Annotated in this window: 10 protein-coding genes and 3 pseudogenes; 8 read left to right on the top strand and 5 right to left on the bottom strand. The window is 40.6% G+C overall.

Annotated features, from left to right (window positions below):
- Window positions 1-60: 60 nt before the first annotated feature.
- From BZG81_RS07690 to BZG81_RS07705, 4 genes and pseudogenes are all read right to left on the bottom strand, one after another.
- Window positions 61-2052: a methyl-accepting chemotaxis protein gene (locus tag BZG81_RS07690; RefSeq protein WP_077677105.1), complete on the bottom strand. Its 1992-nt coding sequence runs from the start codon at window positions 2050-2052 to the stop codon at window positions 61-63.
- A 313-nt stretch (window positions 2053-2365) separates the two neighbouring features.
- A complete protein-coding gene (locus BZG81_RS07695; protein ID WP_077677106.1) occupies window positions 2366-5125 on the bottom strand; it encodes a glycoside hydrolase family 3 protein in 2760 nt (919 codons plus the stop codon).
- A 120-nt stretch (window positions 5126-5245) separates the two neighbouring features.
- Window positions 5246-6562, bottom strand: a complete 1317-nt coding sequence (locus tag BZG81_RS07700; protein ID WP_077677107.1) for a carbohydrate porin — start codon at window positions 6560-6562, stop codon at window positions 5246-5248.
- A 391-nt stretch (window positions 6563-6953) separates the two neighbouring features.
- Window positions 6954-7348 (bottom strand): annotated as a pseudogene (locus tag BZG81_RS07705) (IS66 family transposase); the annotation flags it as partial.
- Between the two features lie 461 nt (window positions 7349-7809).
- On the opposite strand from BZG81_RS07705, the pseudogene tnpC reads away from it, so the two are divergent.
- Window positions 7810-8541, top strand: a pseudogene (gene tnpC, locus BZG81_RS07710) (IS66 family transposase); the annotation flags it as partial.
- Window positions 8542-9129: 588 nt separating this feature from the next.
- Window positions 9130-10140 carry a LacI family DNA-binding transcriptional regulator gene (locus BZG81_RS07715; RefSeq protein ID WP_077677108.1) on the top strand — a complete coding sequence of 337 codons (1011 nt, stop codon included), beginning with the start codon at window positions 9130-9132 and terminating at the stop codon, window positions 10138-10140.
- Here BZG81_RS07715 and BZG81_RS07720 read toward each other — a convergent pair whose 3' ends face one another.
- Window positions 10141-10893 carry a substrate-binding periplasmic protein gene (locus BZG81_RS07720; RefSeq protein ID WP_077677109.1) on the bottom strand — a complete coding sequence of 251 codons (753 nt, stop codon included), beginning with the start codon at window positions 10891-10893 and terminating at the stop codon, window positions 10141-10143. It lies immediately after the preceding gene.
- Between the two features lie 398 nt (window positions 10894-11291).
- Here BZG81_RS07720 and BZG81_RS07725 point away from each other — a divergent pair, with 398 nt between their 5' ends.
- From BZG81_RS07725 to BZG81_RS07750, 6 genes and pseudogenes are all read left to right on the top strand, one after another.
- A complete protein-coding gene (locus BZG81_RS07725) occupies window positions 11292-12926 on the top strand; it encodes an ABC transporter substrate-binding protein (protein ID WP_198533638.1) in 1635 nt (544 codons plus the stop codon).
- Window positions 12927-12983: 57 nt separating this feature from the next.
- The gene (locus BZG81_RS07730) at window positions 12984-13958 is read left to right on the top strand and encodes an ABC transporter permease (protein ID WP_077677111.1); all 975 of its coding nucleotides are present in this window, start codon (window positions 12984-12986) and stop codon (window positions 13956-13958) included.
- A gap of 8 nt (window positions 13959-13966) precedes the next feature.
- The gene (locus BZG81_RS07735) at window positions 13967-14956 is read left to right on the top strand and encodes an ABC transporter permease (protein ID WP_077677112.1); all 990 of its coding nucleotides are present in this window, start codon (window positions 13967-13969) and stop codon (window positions 14954-14956) included.
- Window positions 14953-15906, top strand: coding sequence for an ABC transporter ATP-binding protein (locus tag BZG81_RS07740; RefSeq protein ID WP_077677113.1), 954 nt, complete (start codon window positions 14953-14955; stop codon window positions 15904-15906). The genes BZG81_RS07735 and BZG81_RS07740 overlap by 4 nt, the downstream gene beginning before the upstream one ends.
- Before the next feature lie 12 nt (window positions 15907-15918).
- Window positions 15919-16905, top strand: a complete 987-nt coding sequence (locus BZG81_RS07745) for an ABC transporter ATP-binding protein (protein WP_077677114.1) — start codon at window positions 15919-15921, stop codon at window positions 16903-16905.
- A gap of 85 nt (window positions 16906-16990) precedes the next feature.
- Window positions 16991-17725: pseudogene (locus BZG81_RS07750) on the top strand (hypothetical protein); the annotation flags it as partial.

The raw sequence follows: 17725 nt of genomic DNA on the forward strand, positions 1-17725 counted from the left end.
ATGATCCTGTTTCTACGTAAAATCAAGCATCTTCAATGATCACGGGTATATCAGTGATCGCTATAGATCAAATTGTCTTACCAGACCAAATTGTTCTTTAGCGATAGTTGATAAACCAGCACTCACCTCAGTCATATTAGATATAGCAAGATTACTTTCATCAGACAGCTCCTTTATTGCATTCAATCTCATAGCTGTATCAGTCGTCATACTATTTTGTTCTTTCATACAACTCTCGATATCTTTACTTTCGTTGGCTATTTCTTGTAATGAACATTGAATCACTTTCACAGCTTTACTCGTTCCTAGAGCATAAGATTTAGACTTTTTCATATCTTCTACGCAGTTTAGAATAACACTATGTGTCTCACTTGCGCGGCTTTGTAAATACTGAACTTTATCTTCGATTTCAATAGTTGATTCCGATGTTTTTCTAGCAAGCTCTCGTACTTCATCAGCGACAACCGCAAATCCACGTCCATTCTCCCCTGCTCTAGCGGCTTCTATAGCAGCGTTTAATGCTAGTAAACTCGTCTTCTCTGACACGTTATGAATAACGTCAAGCATTAAGCCAATATGATCGCAACTCCTTTTCAAATCAGTGACCGCAACGACTGACGAAGCTAACCTATCTTCCAAAACACCCATCATTTCCATATTGTCGTTCATCATATTTAAACTACTATCGGATGCCTTTTTTGCAGAAATAACTTTATTAGATGTCACATTCACACTATCATTAACTTTAGATACTGAAAACTCTATACCTCTCATGCTTGAATTAGCTTTTAACACTAAAGCGTTCTGTTCAGAAAGTTTACTATTTGTATCACTAATAGCATCACTGTTTTTCATTGCTGCCTTATTCATATCCTCAGATGCGCTTCCAATTTTCAGGATCAGCTCTTGTAACCTATCGGCCATGTGATTTATGTGTCGACCAATTATAGAAAATTCATTACTATAATTATTTAATAACCTCCCTTTCAAATCACCATCAGACAATCCCTCTAGAACTTTCACAATGTCAGATAAGGGCCGACGAACATTACGTGACACATTAATTCCAACCCCGGCCGCAATTATTGTCAAAATAAGCCCAACAGCAAACGTATGCACCACACCATCCTTGTATTTCGTGCTAGCAAGATACAAAGATTTATCGAGGTTACTTTTGGCAACTTTACTTATTTCACCCAACTCGAAACTTGCCTGCTTGGCCATCATATCTAATCTTATAACCCTTTCATCTAGCTCTTTTTTGTCATGCAGAACTATTTTATATTCTTCCAGAACTCCGTCATTCATTCCTATATGCTTGGTAAATTCCTTCAACGAAGAATCAAACTTATCTTTTAAATCAGGATCCTGTGAAGATAAAAGTTTAAATGCATAATTTAGATGCACAAGCGATTTTCTATTTTTCTTAATGACTTGATCCACATAAGCAAGATCACGACTTGATAGTGCATCTGATGTGTCATTTTGTAAATTATGCAACTGACTAAAGAACCCATCCGCCATTAAAGTTAGTGCTATATCATTCTTTTTTGCAACGTATTCTTTAAGCCCTACAGTTAACTTCATATTTAAACGCTGAAAATCTCTCATTAACTGTGAAAAACGATTCTCAGATATCAATGTTTTTTTATGAGAGCTCATGATTAAAGATGCTATTGAAGAGTATTCGCTGTCAAAAACGATAAGTGGATTATTGTGACTCCCTTCCATGGAGAGAAATCGGGCGCTATCTTCTATCTCTGAAAGTTTGTCATCAAAAACATCCTTCGCCTTAAAGAAGTTATCTTTAATACCGTCGAGCTTTTTGACTTCATTTTCATTTATATAGTTTTTGACAACTTTCTCCAAATGTAAAAGATTAGTTCTAGCCTCATTTGACTTCAACACTAATGGAAAAGATTCTTCACTCACAGCCTCAAAATCAGAATACATATTCTTCATGTTAAATATAAGCAAGACAACAGCCACAACAAACAAAATCACTAAAAAAGAGAACCCCAAATACATTCTTATTAAAACTGATCCCCTCATATCAAAAAATCCTATTTTAATGAAAAAAACCAGACATCTTCCGGAATTTACAAAAGTTACGCCTAAATCAAAATCAAAAGCGATAGACCGAGAAACGAATAACTAGGGCGACTTACTATAAACATCTAAATCTTCATCAAACCTAGGTGATTTCAGAAAACATATAACCCACCTGACACCCATCTTAAAATATTCCAATTATGACCATACCGACAGTCCATGTAATATGCTTTACATATGATCAAAACCCTTCACGACTGCAGGGGGGAGGAGTGCAATTTAATATTACACTCCCTTTTACGTCAACTAATAATTACTCGTTTAGCAAGTCATCGCATGATACTACACCCTGTGATGGCTTTTCGTTTTGAGGAACAAAGCGAATATTTCCGATATCAAACTCTACTTGTTCATCTGTGAAGAGCAAGAATGCGGTGTTCATTTTTTGAAATGACATACCAGACTCTTTTAAGCATTTTAGCGGAACTTTTACTTTATTCCATTGCATAGATTCTTCAGGAAGAACGTCTGAGATATTGACTTCCCCACGGCAAGGATATTCGCAATGCGTAGATAATATTAACTTTTCTGGTTTGTTAGACCTCATACGAATATCGAATTCCACCGTCGACTTAGCATTCATGTATCGAGTGTAATCAATACCTTTACCGTCGGGTGTTTGCATATAAATTTGTGCAGATGAGCTATTTTTAAAGCTATCTGACTTTCCTGCGAATTTCACATTAATTGCTGACTGTTGCATTCCTTGATAGTCAATACCTGTTGTAGTAACAGATCCGATAGATGTTTCTCCTTTGGATATATCCACACCAACCCAACCATTTACTTCGCCGCTCATACGAGCTGTAAACTCACCTTTAGCGTTCTTACCAAAAATTTCTAAAGGTAATTGAGCCATATCCGAGTCAGGTTTTTCAACACCACAGCCGAAATCGCGTGGATCTAGTGGCAGGTTATTTAAATCTTTATAAGCTGCATCCACAGCTGTTTCGCCTGCATAGTTCAAGCCATAACCATAAGGGAAAAGCTGCCCAAACTGACCATCAAGTTCTTGTTCAATAGGTTCGCCCGTAAGACCGTCAACGGGGGTAATATAATTTGGAATATTAACCGCTGCTCGATTAATTGTTGTTGAACATTTAGTCGCGCCCCATGTGTAAGAGAGCTTCCCAGTAAAGTCCTTATCGCCAAACAATACGTCCGTAATGCCAAGCCCTTCAGTTCCAACAAGCCAAGCAGCAACAAAAGCATCTGAGTGATTAATTTCCTCGTTTACATAAAGAGGACGACCTGAATAAAAAATCGTTACCACTTTATAACCCTTATTTTTAAGAGACTTAATTAGTTCTGAATCAGATTTATATTCCTTTTTAAGGGTAGAGAACTCAAGTGTTTTTGATGCTGGAATATCTCCGAACATTTCTGCATATGGTTCTTCACCTATAACAACTACTGCTATGGCTTCTTCCGGAGAGGCGTCAGATACATCAGTAATTATATTTTCTTCACCTACAACCTCTTTCATTGCCATTTGCATTGTTTGAGCATTTGGGAAGTCTTTTTCAAGAGTATTGCCATCTCCTTGCCAAGATAACGACCAACCTCCGGTTTGCTTTGTAATATCATCAGCTGCCGAACCTACAACAAGATATTTTTTTCCATCCTTTTTTAAAGGTAATGTTTGATTTTCATTTTTAAGAAGAACGAGAGATTCAGATACCGCTTGACGTGCAATTGAAGTGTGTTCAGGAGCACTCAAAACTTCTTGTTTACCAGCTAAAGAACGCATACTAGGCTTAGGTTTTTCCCATAGGTTAGCCCGCATCTTAACACGTAATATACGTGTTACTGCATCATCAATGCGCTCTATGGGAATAACACCTGATTTAACCTGTTTGATTACATTATGATAGAATTCTTTCCAGTCATTACGAGCAGTAACCATGAACACATCATTGCCGGCAATTACTGCTTGAGGGCAGTTAGCAGTAGTACAGTTATTGATTTCTCCTTGACCATTCCAATCGGTAACAACAAACCCATCAAAACCCATTTTTCCCTTTAGAATGTCAGTAATAAGGTATTTTGAGCCGTGGATTTTCTGGTTCTGCATATAGTCAGACTCTGTGTTAACCATCGGATCRTAATTACTGGGATTCCACCAAGAGTTAAAAGAGCTCATGACGACTTGTGCGCCAGCATTGAGACCCCCTATATATCCCATCGCATGAATATTACGAAGATACTCTTCTGTGTATCGATTCTTCCCATGGTCTTCACCGTTTAACGTACCACCATCTCCTATCCAATGCTTGACATTAGAAATAACATTTTTATCACTTTTTAAGCCTTCTTCTCCGCCTTGAATTCCTCTCACCATACGTTGCGAGTACTCATACACGAGTGCCGGATCTTCAGAGTAACCTTCATAAACTCGTCCCCATCGGTAATCACGAGGTGTTGCAACAGTGGGAGCAAAAGTCCAGTCAAGACCAGTAGCAGCGACTTCACGAGCAGTAACTCGACCAATTTCTTCAATCAAGTCCGGATTACGGGTTGCCCCTAAGCCAATATTATGAGGGAATATAGTCGCATTAAATACATTATTATGACCATGCACTGCATCTGTCGCCCACATAAACGGAATATTGAAATCGCGGTCTGAGTATGCTTGGTTAAGTGCTAACCAGTATTTATCAGCTTCATTAGCCCAATCTTGAGCTGTGGCATATTTATCGCCACCGGGCGCTGCTCCACCACCATTTAAAATAGAACCTATTTTATAATCTTTTGCTTCTTGAGGTGTAATATTTCGCAAATCAGGCTGTATCATTTGACCTACTTTTTCTTCCAAAGTCATCAATGAAACGATATGCCGTATTTCTTCTTCCATAGCAGATTCTTTTTTTATCTCGCTATCAATTTTTTTCCATTCAGGGAAATAGGGTGCCTCTATAGTAGAAGATAGCGTACCTTCGTCACTTAAACTGTAACACCCTGAAAAAAACAGAATAGAAATTGTAACCAAACTCACTTTTTTAAAACTAAACATGGCCTCCCCCATCAAAAATAAAAAGAGCCGCCAATAACAGCGGCAAGAGTAGAAAACGAACTCTCATTAAAAGAGCCTTATTCCATAAAAGCTCAAGGCAGTAGTCATAGAGTGTGGCTATTACCACCACATATCTGCTTGAATACCCATGATTACATCTGAGTCTCGTTCATCACCATTAATATACGTTGCTAGTAATCTCAGCTCTGGAGTTGGTCCAAACCCAGTGTCGACTTTAAATGTGGGCGCAGCAGTTAGTTTATAGTCGTAGCTATCTGTCGTGTTGCCTGCAGCATCTTCACCATGATTCTGTAAGTAGCCAGCTTCTGTTACAAATGACAAATTTTCACTAATAGGGAACGTTGGTCGCACCATCGCTGATACCCAGCTGTCAGTACTACCATCATTCATGTCATTATACTGTCCTTGGATTGAGTGGAAAACGCTAACACCGTTATCGAAGAAGTATCCCCCCCAGACTAAAGCCCGTGCCGACACGTCATCACTATCTACTGCTTTTACACAAGACGTTCCACAGTCAGTGCCTGTGATCTTGTAGCTTAACGAGTTGTTTCCTGGCGCATAGGTATTATATGTTGTAAGTGTTCCACCGAGTAACTGCCCTGCACCTAAACCTTTGCCCATTTGGCCAATGTACTTGGTAAACCCTTTATCAGATAGACCAAACACGCTCTCTGAGTGAAAAATCGCTGTAAGGTCAAAGCCACTTGAAGCATACTCTTCTAAGTTGCCATTACCGTCGATATCAATCATGTTATCAGGCAAATATTTACCCATTGCATGGAGCTCAACGCCGTCGAAATCGATACCTACATGGGCGGCATGCATGATGTTATTGCTATCCCCCCAAAATTCGGTATCTCCTGAGTCGTCGCTAGCAATGTACGCAAAGTCCCACTTATTCCCACCTAACTCTACACCTTCAATTCCTACACCAGTGCCTGACATATCAGTATAAAAAAGGTCAGTCATAAAGATGTAATTATCTTTTCCGTAAAAACGCTTTCCTCCCCAAATGGTTCCAGTTTCCGTGACACCCTCAAACTCGGCAAACGTTTCGATCATACCAATCTCACTATTCGCCGCATCTGCATTGGCTCCTAGCTGGTTTGTAGCATATTCAGCATTATTAGCTCCAGCTCGTGTTTTAATTCGGATTTTCTGACCTTTCTCATTTTCAAAGTTTTTCTGCAACGCCAATTCAAAGTGACTATCAGACTCGATACCTAAGCGGCCTAGCCTCTCTTTTGACCCCGGAAATTTAGAACGTTTGAACTCATCGTTTTCGCTGAATAAGGAACCAGCTCGAAAGTAGCCATGAAATTCAAATCCGTCTGATTTTTCCGCGAACGAGGGTAGTGAAGCAAAACCTGCAGACACTGCCAAAATAGCAAGACTAATTTTAGAAATTTTCATAATAAATCCACCAACATGTAGGGTAAAAAGAAAGCGCTTTCTTTATAAGGCCAAAAAAAGACGCTAGTCACGGTCAGAATGGTCAAAAAGATCTCGAAGGCTTTCGAAGAGCTTACTGCCAATCTTCCACAGCCTCTGCATTAAGCGCACTATTACATTAACGGTCATTTAGTGATCATTTCTGATAACCGAATCACAAAGAAAGCGCTTTCTTACGTATGAGGTCACAAAAAAAACTCAAATCTGTAAAAAATCTGACGCTTTCAGCAAGGACAGGTCATTAAGATAAGTGGGTATTTCTAACTACCTAATGACTGAACGTTCTTTTTTCTTTAGGGCGAGGTTGTTGACAGTTCACCTAATACACTGATCCCAAAAGGAATACTCCTAGCGCTTTTTCTAGCTTGGCGGCTTTCTTCGATGGCGACGCCTTTTGCGCATCGGTAAATTTATGGCGAACATGGGCCATACACGCGGCTTTGGTCACACCGTCGACGGTGTCGCAAGCACTGTATTGAGCAACAATTACAGTGGTGGCCAGTTACACACTAGTTGGCTAAAGTGACACGGCTAATGTCGATATCCGCTCGATTTAGGATATCGACTTGACTATTGACGATATAGCGGCAGTGCATCCCCATACTTTGCGGTAACGACGGCGGCAAACGCCTCTGAACTGCCAACCCTTTTAGGGATCATACTGGCTGGCTTCTGCGCGATCACTACCCGACTGGTTTCAGCAGCTTGCTCGCATTGGTGATAGTCATATCGGGTTTGCTCATAGCGCTGACGGTGGCGAATTTGTCTTCAGCTGACCACTGCTCGGTGTTTTTGTTGGCCCGGTAAGAGTTTACCTTCGGAACGGAGTTGACTGGGAGTTATTAGTTGACGGTCTATCATTAATTTTGGCCGAACAGCTTGAAATGGATCCTTAAGTGAAGCCTGATTCATCTTCTGTAATCGTGGTCGTGATAAGTTCAAAATCCTGTTCTGGAATACGAATGGATTTTAGCTCTATTACCGCTGCCTAGAAAAGTGCTCCTTCAAGTGGCCTCGCTCAAGGCCTGATGTCGTGATCACCCTGAGTAAACCTCAGCTTCACTAGCTCCTATCTGGACTGTCACTGTGTAGTGGCATAGTGAATTTGGCCACCTGATTAGAGGTGTTAAGATACGCCTCATAGCATGACAGGTGAAACCATAACCAAACGCACAAGACGAACTTTCAGCGCTGAGTTTAAACGTGAAGCCGCTGTGTATCGCAGTGGTGAATTTACCGACCACCCGGTGGTGATTTATGATTATCAACCCAATCGAGCCGGCGCGTGTGTGCGAGCGTTCCTGGGCGATTATCAGGGCTATCTTCTGTCCGATGGTTACAGTGCTTACGATACCGTTGACGGTGTGACGCAAGCAGCGTGTATGGCCCATGTTCGCCGTAAATTTACCAATGCGCAATAGGCGTCGCCCTCGAAGAAAGCCGGCAAGCCAGAAAAAGCGCTCACCTTCATCAAAAAGCTCTACGGCATCGAACGACGCGGGAAACACTTATCGGCCGAGGCCCGGCAACAACTCAGACAGCAAGAAAGTCTGCCTTTGTTAAATGACTTTAAACGCTGGCTTGATAGCATGCATGTGTTACCCAAAGGCGTCTTAGGCCAGGCCATCACGTATGCGAAAAATCAGTGGCCCAAACTGCTGACCTATCTGGAAGATGGCCGCATTAGCATCGACAACAATGTGACGGAGCGAGACATCCGCCCGTTCGCCACGGGTCGAAAGAACTGGATGTTCTCGACATCTGTCGGTGGAGCAAAAGCGAGTGCTAATCTGTATAGCTTGGTGATGACATGCCGTGCCAATGACATCAATCCCTACTATTACTTCCGGCACCTGTTCGCTGAATTACCCAAGCGGTCGCCATCGGACGATATGTCAGATCTGATGCCATGGTGTGTGGATCTCAGTGATGTCGAGTAGGCGTTCACCGGTTTATTAACCGCTTACGCTATAAAGAAAAACTACCTCGGATAGCCGGTTATCCACGGTGACGAGACGAAGCTTCATGCACTGAAAGTGCCAGACAAGACAGCCCGGAGTAAAGCACTGCGCCGGTGGTGCTGATCGACTACCAATCGGGCCGGGGCTGTGGGACACTTATCCCAAGACCTTCCTTGATGGTTAACAAGGCACGCTCATGACCGACGGCTGCTCAGCTTGGCGAATACTAGAAAACATGACACCACCTCGGATGTTAGCCGCATGCCCGGCGCACTTTAAAAAATGCCCCGGTCTGAGTTCGAAACAGGGAAGACAGGTCCTGAGTTAGATCCAGAAGTTGTATGCCGTGGAGGCAAAAGGCAAAATCCTTGTCGTCACCAGAAAGGCATGCAATGGGACAGAAACAAAGTATCCCGACCCTGCCCCATCCTGAATTAGGTCAGGATAATTGTCGCTGGACCGGACACAAGAGTTTTCGGTCAACAGATAGCGCTTTCTTTCATTTCTGGTTACAATGTTGCATCATTTCGACCAATTAAAATCAGCCCTAAACATAGGGGAGTAATCTTGATCACTATTAAAGAAGTAGCGGAATTAGCAAATGTTTCTCAATCGACAGTCTCAAGATCTATCAATGGTCACAGTTCAGTTAAAGAGTCTAACCGTCAGAAAGTGTTCGATGCTATTGAAAAACTTGGCTACCGACCAAATTCATTCGCGCAGGCTCTTGCATCAAGCCGTTCTAACAGTATTGGCATGTTAGTCGGTTCACTTGACAGCCCTTTCTACGGCCCGCTCATGCATCACACTGAACGTGTTATCCGTAACCATAACAATCATTTAATTGTCACTAGTGGACAAGAATCATACGACAAAGAAAAAGACTCAGTGGAGTTTCTAATGAACAAAGGCGTCGACGGGCTAATTCTCCACTCGGATATACTTTCAGATGATGAGCTAATAAATGTCGTTGACCGTAAACCCGCGACGGTAATATTGAATCGCCATATACCTGACATAGAAGGAAATTGTATTTACTTAGATAATGAGTATGGGGGTTACTTGGCAACTCACTATATTCTTAGTCAAGGCCATCATTATGTTGGCTGCATTACTGGACAGCTCAGTAAAGGAGACAGCAGAGACAGGCTCCAAGGGTACAGAGCCGCACTCAACAAGTTTCACATTCCTTATAACCCTCATTACGTCATAGAAGGAAGGTTTGACTATCAAAGCAAGGATATGCACATTCAACGCCTATTAGATAGAGCTCCTGAAATCACTGCCATTTTCTGTCAAAACGATAATATTGCTCTATCCGTATATGATGTAGCTACAGAACGCGGTTTAGCTATTGGCAAAGATCTCTCTGTTGTTGGCTTTGATAATGATTATAGAAGTACGCATGTTAGACCTCGATTAACGAGTGTGAATTTCCCGGTAGCAGAAATGGGAGAACAAGCGGCTAACTGCGTTCTAGCAATGGTTCAAGATATACCTACGCACAAGCAACGACCCTTACTTCCAACTTTGATCGAACGCGATTCAGTTGCACTTCGAACTGAAACTCCTATTTAATTAACTAATGTAGTATGAGGATAAAAATGGGTTGTCCAAATATATCACCTTTCTATCAGTTATTTTAGCGCTGTCCAAGATGTCTTTGTAATACTGGTCAAATAATGACTGCAGCTCGCCAGATTCTTCTGTTCTCATAAGCGCTTTTTCCAACATTGTTGCTAGATCGGGTCGCTGTGAATTCACATAAAAAACAATAGGAAGTGGATAATAAATAGCCCAAGACATCTCAATCTCTAGTTCACTTGACAAAGAAGAGTTTTCGATAACCTTTTCAGCTTCAATAGCACCCAGTGGAACATAATCTACTTTAGCATCACGTAACATCTTGAGCATCTGGTCTAGCGTTCCCTTTTCAACCACCTCATGTCCATTTTTACGGAATAGCTCAGCATCAGCCCAATGAGCTGGTATTCCCGCGATCTTTTGTCTTAGATCATTAACTGTAGTCACATCAAATTTAGATTTTCTATCGTTGTTTATCACTAATAACCGCCAACCCATGACTCCTCTTGCAAGTGGAAGCGGAACTTCAATAAAATCTCGACCTACAAATTTCTGATTACCAGCTACAGTCGCAAGCAGGCTTGCACCATTATTCAGCACCTCACCTTCTTGAACAGGATCACTATAGCTCGTCGTATTGTTCACTAGAGTTTCGGTGATGCGCATTTTCTCTAGCAATAACTTAAGAACTTCTAATTCATAATGCTGCCGCACTAASGACTTGTTACCATTCCAAAACTCTATCATTTGACTAATCTCACACCTCTAAATGTAGCTACCTTACCCACTCAAACCTGAAAAGAAAGCGCTTTCTTAAAGGTGAACGAGAATAATGTGATCGACCCCAAAATCACAGAAAAAAACCATTGATACAGATCAACAAACTAAGAATATTTCTCTTTTGTAACAACCTCATCGTCACTAATTGGTAATTTTTCGCACTTGGTTATCAATCTCATCAGAAATAAAAAAGCTTACTAAACAACATTTTATGATTTTCCTCCCAAAAATTTTAATCGCCGTTAGATTGTGATCTGTTAGAGGTTTTCAATATTGATTTTTGAACATAGGTTTTAGATGGGATACAAAGAAAGCGCTTTCTTACGTGGTTTGGATCAGACGTTGAACAACTAACCGAGGAAAAAATAATGAGAATGACCTTACTTGCTACACTCGCTTTCAGTCTCGCTATAACACCGGCAACACACGCTAGTGACATCGAGCATGGAGGTACATTGACAGTTCCGATTATCAACACAGGCTTTGTCGATAACTATAACCCCTATACAACTAAAGACTTGCTACACGGTGTCATGTTCGAACCATTGATGGTTTTCAACAATATGACAGGCGAAACCGACTTTCGACTCGCTAAGTCTTATTCCTACTCAGATGATCTTAAAACCATTACGTTACAGCTTCGTGACGATCTGAAATGGTCTGATGGAACCGATTTGACGGCCGAGGACGTTGTGTTTAGCTTCATGCTCACTAAAGAAGCTCCCGCATTTGATCAAAAAGGTATTTGGTCTGGCGGTAACCTGCAAAGTATCGTCGCAACAGATTCGACCACAGTAAGCTTTGAGTTAAAAGAATCCGATTCAACCTTCGTATGGAACCTCGAGCGCTATCATATTGTTCCAAAGCATATTTGGGGCGAAGTCGAAGATTTTACTACTTTCACCAACCCTGATCCGGTCGGTAGCGGTCCAATGACAGAGGTCAGCTATTTAAAATCTCAACAAATGGAATTATGCCGTAATCCACACTACTATATTGAGAATAAGCCTTACTTAGATTGTATCAACTTCCGCTCATACAATGATAACTCGCAGATACAGCCTGCACTTATTAAGGGAGAAATTGACTGGGGTTCAAACTTTATCGCAAGTGTTGAATCAACCTTTGTTAAAGCAAATGAAGAGAATCATCATTACTGGTATCCAGCTAACGATGCTATCCACTTGTATGTAAACACTAAAAAGCCACCGTTCGATGACGTAAAAGTACGTCAAGCCCTCTCAATGGCGCTAGACCGAGAAGCCATTGTCGATATAGCTGCATATGGATATCCAACAGCAAACTATAATACCGGAGGCATTGCTGAACTATACAAGAATCATATCGACAAAGATGTTAACAAAGATTATGGGTTTTTAACCGAGTATAATCCAGATAAAGCTAAGAGCCTCCTCGATGAGTCAGGTATTATTGATCGCGATGGTGACGGTTACCGTGATAATAAAGATGGTTCGGAAATCAGTTTTGATATAGAAGTTGTCAATGGATGGACGGATTGGATTCAAGTAGTCCAAATGGTAACAGAATACTATGACGAAATTGGTATACAGGCGAATATAAAGACTGTTGACTGGGCTGTGTATGATAAAAACCTAAAAGACGGAAATTATAGTATGGCAATTAATTGGTCAATGGTCGCTGCTAATCCGATCATGGCCTTTCAAGAATATTACGCAACGTCTAGAATTGGAAAAACATGGCATGCTGGCCACGGTGTTCACTCTAAAAAAATTGACAAACTGATAGAAAGCTTTGGTCAAACTGGCGATAAAAAAGAGCAAAAGGAAATCATTTCCAAGCTTCAGGAGTTCACGGCTAAAAAACTCCCTTTCATCCCTCTCTTTTCCAATCCAACATGGTTCCAGTATAGCACTGAACGTATTGTTGGTTGGCCAAATGAGGAAAATCCGTACGTTCAACCTGTATGGTATGATGGAGGAAAACGAGTAATCATTATTAACAATTTACATTTGAAATAATTGTTTATTTAAAAAGGGAGATGCAAGCTTGCTTGCGTCTCTATTTAAGGATTAATTATGTGGTTTTTAGTTCGCAGATTCAGCTTTTATTTTACTGCTTTTATCATAGCGATATCATTCAATTTCATGTTGCCGAGATTAATGCCAGGTGACCCAGTAGATGCACTTTTTGCCGCAGCCCAGGGGCAAATGGATCCGTCACAAATGGACGCGGTTCGAGAAATGTATGGATTCGTAGATGGCAATATATTTGTTCAATATCTTTCATATATGAAGAGCATTTTCACTCTTGATTTAGGTCCATCTATACTTATGTTTCCTGTCAGTGTTTCAGAAGTTATAGCAATGGCGTTACCATGGACAATATTTCTTGCAGTCGGCTCTTTGATCGTTTCACTTATCATTGGAGTAAGTATTGGGACATACGCTTCTTATCGAAGAGAAGGTATTTTTGGTCAATTTATTCCACCCATTTTAGCTTTCATTAGCAGCTTCCCTTATGTTGTTACAGCTCTATTACTTTTCTACATTTTCGGTCTCAAACTAGAGGTGCTTCCACTTGCTTATACTCATGATCCAGCAATCGATGTTGGATTTACCTGGGAATTCGTGAAAAGTGTGGCAAAGCATGCAGTATTACCAGTTGGTTCGATGGTCATTGTCGGGATTTCTCCTTGGGTATTTAACATGAGAAATGCAATGATAAATGTACTGGGTGAAGATTATGTAACGATGTCTGAGGCAAAGGGACTAAGTACCTATCGTATTATGTATCGGTATGCAGGTAGAAACGCTATTTTACCAGTAGCTACTGCTATTGCCATGGCAATAGGTTTCTCATTTGCCGGCTCGATACTGACTGAAGTTATTTTTAATTATCAGGGTCTAGGGAATATTTTGCTAAAGAGTATAGTCGCAAGGGATTATCCACTAATTCAAGCGATTTTACTTATATTAGTCACAGCTGTTTTAACTGCAAATTTTATAGCTGACCTTCTATATGTTTGGCTTGACCCTCGAATCTCCAATTAAGGTATATTATGGACAAGTATATTTACGATGAACATTCAGACGGCTCAAGTGGCAATTTGTATACTCCTAGCTCTTTAAAGAAGAGAGTCAAAGATACTCTGAATAAAACATACTCATTCTTTTTTGGTAACCCTCCAGCAATTATTGGTGGGTTCCTGATTGTCGTCATGTTGGTTGCAGCGTTATTCGCTCCTATTCTTGCGACTCATGACCCGGATCGTCGGGTTGCAAGACCTCACGTGGCTCCAAATGCAGAGCACATTTTAGGAACGACCCGAAGTGGTCGAGACGTTTACAGCCAAGTTCTTTTCGGTGCACGAAAATCGTTGACAGTTGCAATCACAGCAGGTGGTATTGCAATGACGATTGCTGTCATTGTCGGTATATCTGCTGGATACTTTGGTGGAAAAATTGACGAGAGACTAAACTTTCTGACAAATGTCTTCCTGGTATTTCCGCAGTTACCATTACTAATTGTCTTAGCCGCGTTTTTAGGACAAGTTGGCTCATTAGTGATCACATTACTACTAGGAATTACATCCTGGCCCTGGGGAGCTAGAGTGATTCGTTCACAAACTCTAGCAATAAGAAATAAGGAGTTTATCACTTCTGCTGAAGTCATGGGCGAATCCAAGCTGCGCATCTTGCTCGTAGAAATATTGCCTAACTTGGTATCTATTGTATTCGGTGGATTTTTAGGAGCAGTCATCTATGCCATGGGCGCAGAAGCTGGATTAGGGATACTAGGTTTGGGAGATGCGACTGAAGTTAGTTGGGGGTCAATGCTTTATTGGGCGCAAACGTCTTCTTCTTTATATACAGGTGCATGGTGGGAAATGTTAGTTCCCGCAATTGCTCTAGCTATAACAGGTGGTGCTCTCTCATTGATTAATATGTCCATTGATCAAGTCAGTAACCCTAAACTTAAAACAGGTCGTCACATAAAAGTATGGCATCGGCTAAAAAGAGAAGCAGATATTAAAAGAGGGATAAAATGAGCCACTTGTTAGAGATTAATAATTTATGCGTAGACTACGTTTCGCCTAACGGTCTTGCTCGAGCAGTAAATTGTGCGAATCTTTCTATATCTAAAGGTGAAACAATTGGCCTAGCTGGAGAATCGGGATGTGGTAAAAGTACACTTGCATTCGCTATTTCTCGTTTACACAAGGCCCCTGCTCTAGTCTCAGAAGGTGAGATCATTTACAACAAAAAAGACGTCTTGAAAATGAACGATAAAGAATTGAGAAAGTTCAGATGGAATGACGTCTCTATCGTTTTCCAAAGCGCAATGAACTCGCTTAATCCAGTCATCACCATTGGTGAGCAACTAACTGATGTTCTTCAAGCTCATAAAGACATTCCATACAAAGTAGCCTATGAGAAGGGTGTCGAGCTGTTAAACACAGTTGGTATGCACGGAGATAGAATGAAAAGCTATCCCCATCAACTTAGTGGTGGAATGAGACAACGCGTAGTTATAGCAATAGCTCTAGCACTTGAACCCAAGCTTATTATTATGGACGAGCCAACTACAGCTCTTGATGTCGTTGTTGAGAGAGAAATTCTTAATGAGCTTTATGAATTGAAAGAAAAATTCGGATTCTCAATCCTTTTCATCAGTCATGATCTTAGCCTAATGGGAGAAATTGCTGATAGAATTGCTGTTATGTATGCGGGTAATATCGTAGAGATTGGTACTGCGGAAAAGGTGTTTTCTGAGCCACAACACCCATATACTAAAGGACTCATTTCATCATTTCCTACAATTCATGGCCCAAAAGAAAGACTCTACGGCATTCCTGGCAACCCCGTTAATCTCTTAGATTTACCTAAAGGGTGCAATTTTCAAGCTCGTTGTAATGAATGCTTTTCGCGATGTAAAGAAAGTGAGCCTGAATTAGTTAGTGCCAGCAATGGCAGTTATGTGTCATGCCATCTTATATAATAGGTAAATGAAATGAAAAAAGATAATCTTCCTGAGATAATTCTTTCAATTCAAGGACTGACCAAAGACTTTCCGGTTGGCCAGTCACTGAAAAGTAACCTTATGCGAGCTGTAAACGATGTTTCCTTTGAACTACGAAAAGGAGAAGCATTAGCGATTGTCGGTGAATCTGGTTCGGGTAAAAGTACCGGAGCTAGAATATTGACACGTATTTTCGATAAAACATCTGGAAATATACTTTTTAAAGGCCAGGAGTTAGACCAATATATTAAAGAGAACGGTGAGCTTGAATATGCTCGACAAGTTCAAATGATTTTTCAAGATCCATTCGGATCGTTGAACCCTGTACACTCTATCTATCACCATATATCAAGACCCCTTATAATTCATAATCGGGCGGAAAAGAGATTTATTCCTAAACTCGTATACGAGCTACTAGATTTGGTTGGTCTCTCACCCGCCATAGAAACCGCTGAAAAGTATCCCCATGAATTGAGCGGAGGTCAAAGACAACGAGTAGCTATAGCACGTGCTCTAGCCGTAGACCCAGAGGTTATTCTAGCAGACGAGCCAATATCAATGTTAGATGTATCCGTTAGGTTAGGTATTCTAAACCTTATGTCAGATCTTAAAGATAAACATGACATCTCATTTATGTATATAACACACGACATAGCCACAGCGCGTTATTTCGCAGAAAAAACTGCGGTTATGTACGTTGGACATCTTGTTGAATGGGGTGATAGTGATAAAGTTACTCAAAATCCTCATCACCCTTATTCGCAACTGTTGCTTTCTGCAGTTCCTGAGGTAGGAAAGGCAGGAAAACGCGAACTTTCGGCAAAAAAAGCGGAAATACCTTTTTGGAAGCCTACCAGTATTGGTTGTCCATTTGTAGGTAGATGTTTAAAAGCCTCAGAGAAATGTAAGAGTACTCTTCCTGCGCCTACTCTAGTCGCAGAGGATCATTATGTACGCTGTCATCATATTTACTCTTAGGTCAATTTTTTACCGTATAAATATCTGTGCGTTCCCTCTAGGAAAAACAGTAAAAAACTTAATATTAATGTAGTAAGGATCTAGTATGAATTTCAATTTCATTCAAAATAGACAGGTCTCGGGTGAAATTTTAGATTTCGAAGGAGAAAAATTTTACAAAATATCGAACGTCGATGAAATGTCACCTTTTTTCATAAGTGTAGTTTCATCAGGCGATCATTATATTTTTATTTCCTCAACAGGTTCTCTGTCAGCAGGGAGAGTTAGACCAGAGAACGCACTCTTCCCATACCGCTCTGTAGATCATATCCATGAAAACGCCGAAAACACTGGTTCAAAAACAATAGTAAGAGTCAAAAATAGTGATTATATTAAATTATGGGAACCGTTTAATAAGCACCATGAAGGCCTATATGAAATACAAAGAAACATTTATAAAAACACCATTGGCGATAAAATAGTTTTTGAAGAAGAAAATCATACATTAGGTCTAGCCTTTAAATATTCTTGGACCTCATCAGAACACTATGGTTTCATTAGAGAGTCGGAAATTTCCAATATTTCTGATATAGACGTATCGTTAGACATACTTGATGGAATACAGAATATACTTCCACCGGGAGCTCCTCTTACGGCTCTTCAAACACGTAGTGCGCTAGTTGATGCATACAAAGTAAATGAACGTGTAGAAAAATCTTCATTGGCACTTTACACCATGTATGCAAAGTTAAGCGATAAAGCCGAACCAGCTGAGTCGTTACTCGCAACATCAGTGTTTTCGATTGATCTTAATTGTAAAGATAATAATATACTTATTAGT

The organism is Salinivibrio sp. MA607, from assembly GCF_001996245.1.
In the GTDB taxonomy this organism is placed as follows: Bacteria; Pseudomonadota; Gammaproteobacteria; order Enterobacterales; family Vibrionaceae; genus Salinivibrio; species Salinivibrio costicola.